We start from the raw sequence: 12,643 nt of genomic DNA, 5'->3' as shown, positions 1-12,643 counted from the left end.
TAACCGTCAGCAGAAGCTTAGAGAGTAAATCAAAGTTTTACAAACCATCGACTATGGTTTATGGACTATCAACCACAAATTCTTACATTTGTATTGAGGTAAAAATTGGATAAAGTAAAAGTTTTAGAGAAATATCTACCGGCAGAAGCGGCCCCGCTCATTGCCCGGTGGATTGACTACTTCAAATGTGAATTTAAAATTTCGCGCAACCGTAACAGTAAATTTGGCGATTACCGCTCACCTTATGGCGGCAAAGGTCACCGTATCTCGGTTAATTACGACCTTAACCCCTATGCTTTCCTGGTAACTACAGTGCATGAGTTTGCACACCTGCATACCTGGAACGAGCATAAGCAAAAAGCCAAACCTCACGGAACAGAATGGAAAAACAATTTCAAAAAAATGATGCAGCCATTTTTTGAAAAAGAGATTTTCCCGGCAGATGTTAAAAAGGCTATTGTAAACTACCTGGATAACCCGGCGGCGTCAAGCTGCTCAGATTTGAACCTGTACCGCTCGCTGCGCAAATATGATCCCCCCAAAACATCCGAAGCAATTTTAACGGTAGAAAAGATCCCGATTAAGGCATTGTTTAAGCTAAAGGACGGTAGAGTGTTCCGCAAAGACGAAAAGCTGCGTAAGCGCTTTAAATGTACCGAAGTAGCTACTAAGCGTATCTATCTGTTTAGCCCGGTAGCGGAGGTGGAGTTGATTGAAGGGGCAACGGCGGCGTAGCATACTTTTTTATTTAAGCCGTTTTAACTAAATTAGCATAAAAGTATTTACAACATGAGTACTACCATCCCTGCAACTGCTGTCGATATATACCGGATGCTGCCCGAGGGTACCAGGTGCGAAGTGTTGTACAACCAACTCATCATGACCCCGGCACCTAACACCGATCATCAATTCATTTCCGTAAAGCTTTCGGCGCTGTTATATAACTTTTTAGAAGAAACAGGCAAAGGTGTAATTCTGCATGCGCCTGCTGATGTTTATTTTGAACAGGAACAATCCGTTTTGCAACCGGATGTACTGGTGATCCTGAATGAAAATAAATCAATTATTCAAAAGGATGGTATTCATGGCGCACCTGATGTTGTTTTTGAAATATTATCCGGCAACCGCATTCATGATACTTTAAAAAAGAAAAGTTTGTATGAAAAGGCGGGCGTAAAAGAATACTTTATTATCGATCCGGAAGATAAAAAGGTGGTTATGTTTGCCTATAACGAATCCCGCCAATACGAACTGATATACGAGCTCACCGGCAAAATCACCTCCGCGATTTTGGGATGCAGTTTCAATTTATAATATAAAATGAGCTACAGATGTGCAAACTGCGGCATGGTGCATGAAGATTGGCCCTCTATTACATATGGCGCTCCCGCCACCTATAGCCAACTTACGGAGGAAGAAAAAGATACAATTGCTGAAATGGGCTCTGATCATTGTATCATTCATAAGCCTCAACAAACAGATCGCTTTATCAGGTGCACTTTGATGCAAAAAGTTAATGACCATTGTGATAACCTATATTATAGTATTTGGGTGTCGTTGAGTGAAAAAAGCTTTAATGATTACATGCATAACTTCAATAACGAAAATTACTTAGCAGGATATTTCGGATACCTTTCCAATAATTTACTGGGTTATGAAAACACCATGAATATTTATACCAACGTATTTACCCAGGCAGGTAATAACCGACCGGAAGTTGTACCTCATGATGATTTTGACCATCCTTTTGTGAAGGATTATTTTGAAGGAATAAGTTTATCCGAAGCTCAAAGAAGAATAGACATGCTATTAACTAAATAGCTTTCCATACTCAATTCTTAACCTTCAACACCCAATCAATTTATTCCGTACTTTTACCGCATGGCAAAAGTTATATCATTTGTAAATAACCCTTACCAGGAAAATACTTATGTTTTGTATGATGAAACCGGCGAATGTGTGATCATTGACCCGGGCATGTATACCGCACCAGAGCAAAACACCGTGGTTAGCTTTATCAAAAACAATAACCTCAAGCCTGTTATGCTGCTCAACACCCATTGCCATATCGATCATGTGCTTGGCAATAAATTTGTATTCGAACAGTATGGCCTTAAGCCCCGTTTCCACGTTGGCGAGTCGGAAGTATTGGCTGCTGTGGTAGCTTATGCGCCATCTATGGGCTTCCGTTACGATGTATCACCTATGCCTGATGAATTTTTGCCCGAAACCGGGACCATCCATTTTGGCAACACTACGCTACACTTGATATTCGCACCCGGCCATTCGCCTGCTCACTTGTGTTTTTATGATAAAGAGGCTAAGATCCTGATAGGGGGCGATGTCCTGTTCAGGCAAAGCATCGGTCGTACGGATTTGCCGGGAGGTAACTTCACCCAACTGATTGATAACATCGAAACCAAGCTGTTTACCCTGCCCGATGATGTTACGGTTTATCCCGGCCACGGCCCCGAAACAACCATCGGCTACGAAAAACAAAACAATCCGTTTTTAACTTAGTTAACCCCATAGTAACGTTTTATAAAGCATAAACAAAACCTGAACGCATAATTCCCACACAATTGAACACCTCCATTTACATAGCAAAGCGTTACCTGTTCTCGGGCAAAAAAATGCATGCTATCAATATTATTTCGGGTATATCCATGTTGGGGGTGCTCATTGGCAGCGCGGCTTTGCTCATTATCCTTTCGGTGTTCAATGGTTTTGAAAAATTTATCCTTTCGCAATACAGTAATTTTACGCCCGAAATAAAGATAGAAGCCAAGGTTGGCAAAACCTTCAATCCCAATACATCTTATTTCGCCTCTTTGCATAAAGATGCGCGCGTATTTTCATTTACCGAAGTATTGCAGGAAAAAGCCCTGATCAAATATGGCGATAAACCATTTTTAGGTACCGTAATGGGCGTGAGCGATGATTTTTTGAAAAACAACCAGCTCGACAGTACCATAGCCAGCGGCTCATTCACGCTTAAAAGCGGCGATCAAAATTTTGCCGTTATTGGCGCTACCATACAGGGGAGCTTAGGTATTAATGTTCATGACGAGCTTTCGTCCATGCAGATCTATTCGCCGCGGCGCGATGCGGAAAACTCGGCTAATCCTTTAAATGAATTTGTTGTACGCAGCATTAACCCATCGGGCGTATTCGACACACAACAGGAGTTTGATGATATAGCCATAACCCCCATAGAGTTTGCCCGCGACCTGCTTGACCAGCCGGTAAATGTTTCTTCACTACAGCTTAATTTTAAGCGCGGCACCAATATCGATGCCATGCAAAAAGACATCCAGGATAAAATAGGGAAAGACTTTACCGTAAAAAACCGCAAGGAACAAAACAGCGAACTTTACAAAACCCTTAATTACGAAAGCTGGGCGGTTTACATGATCCTTACCTTTGTGCTTATCATCGCAATATTTAATATCATTGGCTCGTTAACCATGCTGGTTATTGATAAGCGCAAGGACATTGCCATTTTAAGCGGACTGGGCGCCAATAAAAATATGATCCAGGGGATTTTCTTTTTTGAGGGAATGATGATCACCGCTATTGGCTGTATTATCGGCATAACGCTGGGCTCCATTTTTTGCGTGCTGCAGCAGCATTACGGATGGATAAAAATGGGGGCCAAAATGTCGGTGTTAGACTCGTATCCTATCGACCTTAAAATTAAGGATTTTGGCCTGGTGCTGCTAACCGTTGGCGGCATTTCGGTAATAGCTGCCGGCATCAGCGCCCGTTTAAGTATTAAAGGATTGGATGAAATCAAACAGGATTTGTAAATTTGTTAAATGGGTATGAGGTATATCAAAGTTTTTGTTTTGCTGCTTGTTGTTATTACTGTTTATGCATGTAATAATGATGCCCATAAAAAAGATGGGGTTACGCTTTATAAAGGCTTGTATAGCGCAGGGCCCGAAATTAAATCATTTAAAGATTGCGATAGCGGCCAGGAGTTTTGGGCTGTTGACAGTTCGGCGCAACTGGAGCTTCAGTATTCGCAGCTCAATTTCGAAAAACCCTACGAACCGGTTTACGTTGAGGTTGAGGGCATCAAATCAAAATCGGGCGATGTTGGTCGCGGGTCTGAATATGACAGTACACTCGTTGTAAAAAAAGTAGTAAAAATAACCAAAGAGATCCCGCAGGACGTATGTAATTAACCCCCTGCCGCCATTGTTAATAAAAGCCTAAAACAATAACTTAGGCTTTTGCATTAAGCATTAAACACTCATCTGCCTTATCGGCGTAACTAACAACCCATGGAATCAAAACGTCAGCAAAAATTTGCCGGAGTAATACAGGAAGACCTTGCAACAATTTTTCAGCGCGAGGGCATGAATTATTTGCCTAATACCCTGATAACTATCACCAAGGTACGCGTAACACCCGATTTGGCCATAGCCCGCTATATTTTTAAGCTTTTTGGGTAACCCTAATGTGCAAACCGCTTTGCATACCATCAAATCGCACGCTTCGGAGATCAGGTACAAACTGGGCGCCCGCATCAAAGACCAGGTAAGGATCATTCCGCAGCTTGAGTTTTTTGTTGACGATACCAGCGAATACGTTGAACGCATGGACAAGATCTTTGATAAGATCAGTAAAGAGGAACGCCAGCCCGATACCGAAGAAAACTAATAGCCACTGATGGACCGGCACACCTTGTTTGCTAATTACGTTAACAATCATCCCGAAGCCATTGGCAAAGTGGTTGATTTTGATGCAGACCATGACCGCCTTTACCATTTTGACCTTACTGCCGCCAATAAGGAATTGACGGCTGAGGTTATTAACATGCCTTGGATGTTTAGCCAGTTAGTGAATGAAAAACTGCGCGACAACAATTGCCGTTACGGTATTGGCGGGTACATGGAGCACCGTACCATTTATGCCTTTAGCAGTCATTTTGACACAGATGATGAGCCCCGGCGCCTGCATTTGGGCGTCGATATCTGGAGCGGTGCCGGAACGCAGGTATATGCCCCGCTTGATGGCATTGTGCACAGTTACCAGGATAATAATACCATTGGCGATTACGGCCCAACCATTATTTTACAACACGACCTTGATGGCTTAACCCTTTATAGCCTGTACGGGCATTTAAGCCGTAAAAGCCTGAACGGGCTTTCTAAAGGTATGCCTGTGTCTAAAAACAGCCAAATAGCAACCCTTGGCAATGCCGATGAAAACGGCCATTGGCCGCCGCATTTACATTTTCAGCTGATGTTTGATATGGAAGGTAAACAGGGCGATTATCCCGGTGTAGCTAAGTTTTCAGAAAAAGAGATCTGGCAGAAGAATATACCTGACCCCGGCTTGATATTGAGGTTTCCGAGGGCGGTGAATGTAGGGTAGCACCCCGTAGAGATGCATAATTGCGTCTCCCTCACAATTCTTAGCTGGCGCAAGTTTTGTGTGATTGCAAATGCTGAGGTAACTTGTGCCTTCTGCGTAAACGTATAACAGGATTTAGCATTTAAACTGTAAACTTTTTTAGGACGATACATTCGGAAAAGCACAAGTCATCCACGCTTATATCCCCCACACAAGACTTGCGCTAAAAGGGGCCGGTGCTGGGATAACTTGTGCGCCCTGCTGTCATTTTTCCGTTAATACCGTAAACTTAAAATCAAGCGGTTCAAACAAGCGGATAAGCTCATCAATAAAAGTTTGCCCCCATTTTACATACATGAGGCCGAAGTTTTCAGAACGCTCCTGCAGGCTGTCTTTCGGGAAGAGCTCGGCTTTGACAGCGGTTAGTTGCTCCAACCGTACACTGTAATTTCTTTTTTCGGCACGGATTAGTTTCTTTTCAAGGTTATCCATGGCCTTTTTAAGGCGGGCCTGTACAGCCGCAGCTGATGGTGAAAGGGTAGGATCTATCTTGTGGGCGCGGAGTTTTATTTTCTCAAAAAGGTTTTCCATTTCGCGCCATTCTTCGGCAATGCTCAGGTTATGGCCGCTGTGCTTTTTGATCCAATAGGTTTGCAGGGCATCGCTTTGTTTAAACAGGTCTATAGCGTCAAGGTTCATACGTTCAACCTTGGCGGCCTGTTCTTTTTTGATCACCAAAGCCGAGTTGCGAAGGACGAGGATAGGGAAATCAATTTTATAATGATCAAAATTGGATTTCAACTCGAGCCAGTAAACTACCTCTGCACCACCACCGATGTAGGCAATGTTTGGTAAAATACATTCCTGGTACAGCGGGCGCATCACCACATTAGGGCTAAAGCGTTCGGGATATTCGGCGATCTCCTTTTTCAGCTCAGCTTCAGTAAACCTGATTTCAGTATTGAGCACCTGGTAGCTGTCATTCTCGAAAACTATCCGCTCGCGAAGCTGATCTTTCAGGTAAAAGAAATTGATCTCGCGTGGGTTAACCTGGATGTGTACACCAAGCTCGTGCAGCTTTTGGTTAGTTTCGGTAATGTTTTTAAAACTATGCTGACCGATGATGTCCTGCTCCATAACAGGCGCGAACTCTTTTTTAAACTCATGATCATCGGCATCGATGATCACCAAACCATATTGCCCAAAAAGTGAATTAACCAGATAACGGGTAGCATCGGCCAGCTTATCAAATTTGGTATAGGCGGTTTCAACAATTTCGGCGAGCTCGGTTGCATGGCCTTCCATGCCTAAAACACCTTTGTACTGGTTAAGCGCCTGGCGTATACTCACCGGGTCGATACGGCCGGTTGCCCCCGAAGCCTCATACCACCAGTGTACTTTTTTACCGCCAATGTTGGTATAGTTAATCTCGGCAAAGTCGTGGTCTTCGCTGGCCATCCAGTAAACAGGCACAAAATTTTTATCGGGATGGGCGGTTTTCAATTGCCGAGCCAGTTTGATAGCCGTTGCAATTTTATAAAGGAAATATAAAGGCCCGGCGAAGATATTAAGCTGGTGACCGGTTGTAATGGTAAAGGTATTATCCTGCTTTAACAGCTCCAGGTTTTGGGCTGTAAGGGCAGTTGAATAAGTACATAATTTACCCGGCTCTTTGCCTAAACACTCGTACTGCTTAGTTAAAACACGTACCAGCACTTCGCGATCAGCAACTACCTTTTTGTTTTTCAAAAATTCGGCAAAACCGGCCATATCCGGGCGGTAACCATAAAAAGGCCGTAGTTCGGGTTTATTGTCGATATATTCGGCAACTGTGCTTGAAAAAAAACCGGTGTCTTTATAACTTATACAGGATGCGTCCATTGTTGATTTCGGGTTTTGGATGCTCAGTTCAGATTTCCCCTAAAACAAAACATCAGCAAATAAAATTAAATGCTGATGTCGAAATTAGATTATAAATCGCAAATCGCTTTACAGCCGACCGCAAATTAACATTATTTTACAATTTGTCCATAAAGGTCAAAGTCTTCTGCGCTGTCTATCTTTACGTTAACAAAGCTGCCAACGGTAGCATAATCAATGCTGGCATCAATCAAAACTTCGTTATCAACCTCGGGCGAATCAAATTCTGTACGGCCAACAAAGTAGCCACCATCCTTTTTATCAATCAGCACTTTATAAATATTGCCAATCTTTTCCTGGTTTTTATCAAAAGAAATGCCCTGCTGGATTTCCATGATGGCATCGGCACGCTCCTGTTTTACTTCTTCAGGTACATCATCAACCAAAGTATGAGCATGGGTCTTTTCCTCGTGCGAATAGGTGAAACAGCCCAAACGGTCGAACCTGGTATCCTCAACCCATTGTGCCATCTCTTCAAAATCCTGCTGGGTTTCGCCCGGGTAACCGGTGATTAATGTAGTACGCATAGCAATGCCCGGTACGCGGTCGCGGATCTCGTTCACGATATCAATGGTTTTTTGTTTGGTGATGCCCCGGCGCATTGATTTAAGCATATTATCGGTGATGTGCTGCAAAGGCATATCCATGTATTTGCAAATATTTTCACGCTCGTTCATCACATCCAGGATCTCCATCGGGAAACCTGAAGGGTAAGCATATTGCAACCTGATCCACTCGATACCGTTCACATCAGATAAACGGCGGAGCAGCTCATCCAGGTTACGTTTGCCGTAAAGGTCGAGACCGTAATAGGTTAAATCCTGTGCAATCAGGATCAATTCTTTTGTTCCGTTTTTAGCGAGTTTTTTTGCATCCTCAACCAATTGTTCAATCGGCGAACTCAGGTGTTTACCCCTCATTAAAGGGATGGCACAAAACGAGCACGGACGGTTACAGCCCTCAGCAATTTTAAAATAAGCAAAATGCGATGGCGTTGTTAATAAACGCTCGCCAATAAGTTCGTGCTTGTAATTTGCACCTACAGAAGCCAACAGGTTTTGCAGATCATTGGTACCGAAATAGGCATCAACGTTGGTGATCTCGGCTTCAAGCTCAGGCTTGTAACGCTCGCTCAGGCAGCCGGTAACAATTACCTTACCTACTTTGCCCTGCTCCTTAAGTTCGCTGTATTGCAGAATAGTATCTATCGATTCCTGCTTGGCATTATCAATAAAGCCACAGGTATTAATTACTATAATATCATTTTTGCCTACCTTCTCGGCCTCATGCACCACATCAAACTGGTTGCCCTTCAGTTGGCCCATTAATATCTCCGAATCGTAAATATTTTTTGAGCAACCTAACGTAACCACGTTTACACGGGGTTTGGCTTGCTTAACAGATGGACGGGAAATTTCTTTTGTCTTCATTATTTCCAATTGATTTCAGTGATTTTTTTGATTTCACTGATTCCATTTATACAGACAGTCTTTTAATTGAACAACTTACATTGCCAAAGTTAATCAATAAGCCTGTCTTGATTTTACTTGCTTTTAAATAGGATAAGAGTTGCTTTTGGAAAATTATCGGTAAAAAAGGGCCGGTCACTGCTTTTAGTTCAACAATAACTTTGCCTTCAATAAAAAAATCACATCTAAATTCTCCAACACACTTTTCCTTAAAATATAATTCGAATTTCTTTTCTGTTTCGAAAGCTAAACCTTCTATTTGTAACTGATGTTGTAAAGCTTTTGAGTATACTTTTTCGATAAACCCTGGCCCTAAATGTTTATGAACTTCAAAGCAACAGCCTATTATTCTCTCTGTTAATGAATCGTTTTCATAACTTGCCATGGGTAATCGGTGAAATCAAAAAAATCACTGAAATCAAAAAATCAAGCTTTAAACAAGCTGTCAACAAACGCCTGCCTGTCAAACAGCTGCAGGTGATCCATTCCCTCGCCAACACCTATATATTTAACCGGAATCTTAAACTGATCTGATATTCCTATAACCACACCACCTTTAGCTGTACCATCCAATTTGGTTAGCGCCAGGGCGTTTACATTGGTAGCTTCGGTAAACTGCTTGCATTGCTCAATGGCGTTTTGCCCGGTTGAGGCGTCCAGTACCAGCAGTATCTCATGCGGAGCACCGGGGATCACCTTTTGCATCACGTTCTTGATTTTGGTTAGCTCGTTCATCAAACCAACTTTATTATGCAAACGGCCGGCAGTATCTATAATAGCTACATCATCGCCATTGGCCACAGCCGAACGAAGGGTATCATAAGCAACTGAAGCAGGATCGGAACCCATAGCCTGAGCAACAACTTTTACACCAACACGTTCACCCCAAAGTTTAATCTGGTCAACCGCGGCTGCACGAAAGGTATCGGCAGCGCCTAAAACAACCTGGTTGCCAGCCTGCTTAAGCTTATGGGCCAGCTTGCCTATGGTGGTGGTTTTACCTACGCCGTTAACGCCAACTACCATAATTACGTATGGCTTATGATCGCCATATTCAAAATTGCGGAAGTCGTTACTGTTGTTTTCGGCAAGCAGTTGCTGAATTTCATCTTTTAACAGGGCGTTCAGCTCGTTTGTGCTTACATATTTATCCCGGGCAACACGGGCCTGGATCCTGTCAATGATCTTGAGCGTGGTGCTTACGCCAACGTCGGATGTAACCAGGATCTCTTCCAGCTCATCCAACACATCATCATCAACGGTTGATTTACCGGCGATGGCTTTGGTGATCTTTGAAAAAAAGTTATCCTTGGTTTTTTCCAAACCGGTATCAAGCGCCTGCTGTTCCTGCTGCGTGTTTTCCTTTTTCTTAAAAAAATCAAATAATCCCATGTTCGTTGATATGCAAATGTGCTAATTTCAGATGTGCAGATTGTTTGTTCAATGTACTAATTTCAGTATTCAAATATGTTGCCATATCAAATCACCTTTCTTCATCTGCGCATTTGCACACCTGAAATTTGCACATCTAATTTCATTCAACAAAAAAAGCCCTCTCGTTAAAACAAGACGGCTTCAATATTTTAATCAAAGAGTGATTATATAGTTTTACCTGCAATTGCATCCTTAACTAAATCGTTAGGGACAATTTGCTCTTTGAATGAATAAGCACCAGTTTTAGGTGATTTATTCATGGTGATCACTTTTGAATATTCTTTGCCTTTACCTGCTACTTTCAGCGTTGCAACTACTTTCTTTGCCATGTTGTTTAATTATTGATTTAGTGAATTATTGAGTTGGCTATATCAAGATAAAACTTAATGAGCCAATCAATCCGGTCAACTAATTATTTAATCTCTTTGTGAACGGTTACTTTCCTCAAAACAGGGTTGAATTTTTTCAACTCTAATCTTTCAGTTGTATTTTTTTTGTTCTTAGTGGTGATATAGCGAGACATGCCTGGCATACCGCTTGTTTTGTGTTCGGTGCACTCTAAAATCACCTGAACCCTGTTGCCTTTTTTTGCCATTTTCTTTTTATGTTGTACGTGTCACCTCACGGCTTACGTAATTTTTCAATTTATTATACTGCTAAACTTGAAAGTCAACTACTAAATGTAGCCTTTTTTAACAAATTTATTGATGCAGGCGGTAATACCGTTTTTGCTGATAGTTTTTACAGCAGAAGTAGATACCTTTAAGGTAATCCATTTATCTTCTTCAGGAATATAAAACTTTTTAAGTTTCAAGTTAGGATGAAACCTGCGTTTTGTTTTAACGTTTGAGTTTGAAACGTTGTTACCTACGATAGATCCTTTTCCTGTTAGATCACAAATTCTTGACATGACAAATATTTTTAATTATCAACCCTTTATCCAAAAAGAGTTTGCAAATATCAGACTTTTAAATCAAATATTCAACAGTGATTAAAAAAAATTTCAAAAAAGATTTACAGTAGTGCCAGGCGCTTATCTATTTAGCTAATAACAGGTTATTCTTACCTGTGTTGCTGTCGTCTGAACTCGAATTGATGGAATTTGATCAATTAACAGAATGCTAAGCAAATTCGATGAATTCTTTTAATTTCATAAATTCGAGTTCAGACAAAATCGGCGAGTAATTTACCGGGTTCTTGAAAATCAATTACTTACGAATTAAGTAACAACTCTGCCACTTCCTCACCTACCAAGCTCCCCATGGCAACGCCCATGCCATTGCATCTCACAGCGCAAAAAATATTAGGCTGCACCTGTTTTACTATCGGGCTGATCTCCTGCCCGAAACCCATGATGCCGCTCCACCAATAATCAATCTCTACATTTTGGCCGGGGAGGATCACCTCGTTCAGATAGTTTATCAATTGCTGTTTAACTTCATCGGTATGCCCAAAATCCCAGGTTTCTTCCGCTTTATAATTGAGGTTACGGCCGCCGCCAAACAATACCCGCCCATCAATATTGCGGAAGTAGTAATAACCCTGGTTAAAATGATAAGTGCCTTTAAGTTTTAACCCTGGAACAGGCTTGGTAATCATTACCTGTCCGCGGCCGGGTACTACATCAAGCTGAGGATATAGCTGGCTTGCAAAAGCATTTGTAGCCAGGATCACTTTGCCCGCTTTAAAAATACCTTGCGAAGTGCCGAGCCTGATGTGCTGATCTTCCTGTCCAATAGCGGAAATGCTACAATTATTAAGTACCAATACGCCGAGTTGGTATGCTTTATATAAGAGAGTACGCATCATTTTGCCGGTTTGGATCTGCCCTTCAAAAGGGTTGTATATGATATGCTTCACTTTATTGAAGCCAAAGCCTGCAATTTTTTCATCAGCTACTGAATAAATGTCAGCATGGCCTATAGCTTGTTGTAATAATTTGTTAAGGTGGTCTATTTGATCAATACACTCACGTGCATGGCTTTCCTCATGATCCATAAAAAGTTCATGTCCACCATATTGATAATAATCGATGTTAGCATCACCCAAATTTTCCCTTAATCGTTGCAGCCCTTTCCACTTGTAGGTCACCAAGCGCACGGCCTCTGTTTCTGATGAATGATTTATTGCCTCAATTTGTTCCGAAACTGTACCAAAACAGGCAAAACCAGCGTTTTTAGTACTGGCGCCTGACGGTAGGAAGCCGCGTTCCAATACTAAAACTTTTAAGGTTGGTTGCTGTTTTTTTAACTGAAGGGCGGCGCTAAGGCCAACAAGTCCGCTGCCAATAATGATAACATCGGCGTTATCGGTAAAGGCTGTACGCTCCCAGTATGAAAATGATGGCTCCAACATGTTCAAAAATAGCTATTCGGGAAGCAAAAACTTTGAGGTAGCCTAATGCTTTTAAACTTTTTGCTTAAAGCGGAATAGTTTTTGAACAAGCGCTGTAACGT

The 12,643-nt window shown here is 42.0% G+C and carries 15 protein-coding genes and 1 pseudogene; 8 read left to right on the top strand and 8 right to left on the bottom strand.

Going from position 1 to position 12,643, the window contains the following annotated elements; translation table 11 throughout:
• Positions 1-105: 105 nt before the first annotated feature.
• The 8 genes and pseudogenes from ABID99_RS25045 to ABID99_RS25010 all read left to right on the top strand — a co-directional run bounded on the left by ABID99_RS25045 (position 106) and on the right by ABID99_RS25010 (position 5,385).
• The gene (locus tag ABID99_RS25045) at positions 106-735 is read left to right on the top strand and encodes a SprT-like domain-containing protein (protein ID WP_373615458.1); all 630 of its coding nucleotides are present in this window, start codon (positions 106-108) and stop codon (positions 733-735) included.
• A 54-nt stretch (positions 736-789) separates the two neighbouring features.
• Positions 790-1,314, top strand: coding sequence for a Uma2 family endonuclease (locus ABID99_RS25040; protein WP_176625894.1), 525 nt, complete (start codon positions 790-792; stop codon positions 1,312-1,314).
• A gap of 6 nt (positions 1,315-1,320) precedes the next feature.
• Positions 1,321-1,821 carry a DUF2199 domain-containing protein gene (locus ABID99_RS25035; RefSeq protein ID WP_176625891.1) on the top strand — a complete coding sequence of 167 codons (501 nt, stop codon included), beginning with the start codon at positions 1,321-1,323 and terminating at the stop codon, positions 1,819-1,821.
• A 60-nt stretch (positions 1,822-1,881) separates the two neighbouring features.
• Positions 1,882-2,520 carry an MBL fold metallo-hydrolase gene (locus ABID99_RS25030; protein WP_373615456.1) on the top strand — a complete coding sequence of 213 codons (639 nt, stop codon included), beginning with the start codon at positions 1,882-1,884 and terminating at the stop codon, positions 2,518-2,520.
• A gap of 62 nt (positions 2,521-2,582) precedes the next feature.
• On the top strand, positions 2,583-3,809 hold the full coding sequence (locus tag ABID99_RS25025) for an ABC transporter permease (protein ID WP_373615455.1): 1,227 nt from the start codon (positions 2,583-2,585) through the stop codon (positions 3,807-3,809).
• Between the two features lie 15 nt (positions 3,810-3,824).
• Positions 3,825-4,190, top strand: a complete 366-nt coding sequence (locus ABID99_RS25020; protein WP_176625886.1) for a hypothetical protein — start codon at positions 3,825-3,827, stop codon at positions 4,188-4,190.
• Between the two features lie 99 nt (positions 4,191-4,289).
• Positions 4,290-4,668, top strand: a pseudogene (rbfA, locus tag ABID99_RS25015) (30S ribosome-binding factor RbfA).
• A 9-nt stretch (positions 4,669-4,677) separates the two neighbouring features.
• Positions 4,678-5,385, top strand: coding sequence for a peptidoglycan DD-metalloendopeptidase family protein (locus ABID99_RS25010; RefSeq protein WP_373615454.1), 708 nt, complete (start codon positions 4,678-4,680; stop codon positions 5,383-5,385).
• Positions 5,386-5,628: 243 nt separating this feature from the next.
• Here ABID99_RS25010 and bshC read toward each other — a convergent pair whose 3' ends face one another.
• The 8 genes from bshC to ABID99_RS24970 form a co-directional block, all read right to left on the bottom strand.
• Complete coding sequence (bshC, locus tag ABID99_RS25005) at positions 5,629-7,245, bottom strand: bacillithiol biosynthesis cysteine-adding enzyme BshC (RefSeq protein WP_373615453.1); 1,617 nt, start codon at positions 7,243-7,245, stop codon at positions 5,629-5,631.
• A 131-nt stretch (positions 7,246-7,376) separates the two neighbouring features.
• Positions 7,377-8,714, bottom strand: coding sequence for a 30S ribosomal protein S12 methylthiotransferase RimO (gene rimO / locus ABID99_RS25000; protein ID WP_373615452.1), 1,338 nt, complete (start codon positions 8,712-8,714; stop codon positions 7,377-7,379).
• Positions 8,715-8,760: 46 nt separating this feature from the next.
• Positions 8,761-9,138: a GxxExxY protein gene (locus tag ABID99_RS24995; RefSeq protein ID WP_090532301.1), complete on the bottom strand. Its 378-nt coding sequence runs from the start codon at positions 9,136-9,138 to the stop codon at positions 8,761-8,763.
• 41 nt (positions 9,139-9,179) lie between these two features.
• On the bottom strand, positions 9,180-10,145 hold the full coding sequence (gene ftsY, locus ABID99_RS24990) for a signal recognition particle-docking protein FtsY (RefSeq protein WP_176625877.1): 966 nt from the start codon (positions 10,143-10,145) through the stop codon (positions 9,180-9,182).
• A 206-nt stretch (positions 10,146-10,351) separates the two neighbouring features.
• On the bottom strand, positions 10,352-10,516 hold the full coding sequence (locus ABID99_RS24985) for a DUF4295 domain-containing protein (protein WP_090532298.1): 165 nt from the start codon (positions 10,514-10,516) through the stop codon (positions 10,352-10,354).
• A gap of 83 nt (positions 10,517-10,599) precedes the next feature.
• Positions 10,600-10,782, bottom strand: coding sequence for a 50S ribosomal protein L33 (gene rpmG / locus ABID99_RS24980; RefSeq protein WP_022830075.1), 183 nt, complete (start codon positions 10,780-10,782; stop codon positions 10,600-10,602).
• Positions 10,783-10,863: 81 nt separating this feature from the next.
• Positions 10,864-11,097 (bottom strand): 50S ribosomal protein L28, encoded by a 234-nt coding sequence (rpmB, locus tag ABID99_RS24975; RefSeq protein WP_022830076.1) that lies wholly within the window; start codon positions 11,095-11,097, stop codon positions 10,864-10,866.
• A 302-nt stretch (positions 11,098-11,399) separates the two neighbouring features.
• Positions 11,400-12,542 carry an NAD(P)/FAD-dependent oxidoreductase gene (locus tag ABID99_RS24970; RefSeq protein WP_373615451.1) on the bottom strand — a complete coding sequence of 381 codons (1,143 nt, stop codon included), beginning with the start codon at positions 12,540-12,542 and terminating at the stop codon, positions 11,400-11,402.
• Positions 12,543-12,643: the final 101 nt, after the last annotated feature.

The sequence above is a fragment of the Mucilaginibacter sp. OAE612 genome (assembly GCF_041806395.1).
Taxonomy (GTDB): Bacteria; Bacteroidota; Bacteroidia; order Sphingobacteriales; family Sphingobacteriaceae; genus Mucilaginibacter; species Mucilaginibacter rubeus.
This window is presented reverse-complemented; position numbering and strand designations above follow the sequence as displayed.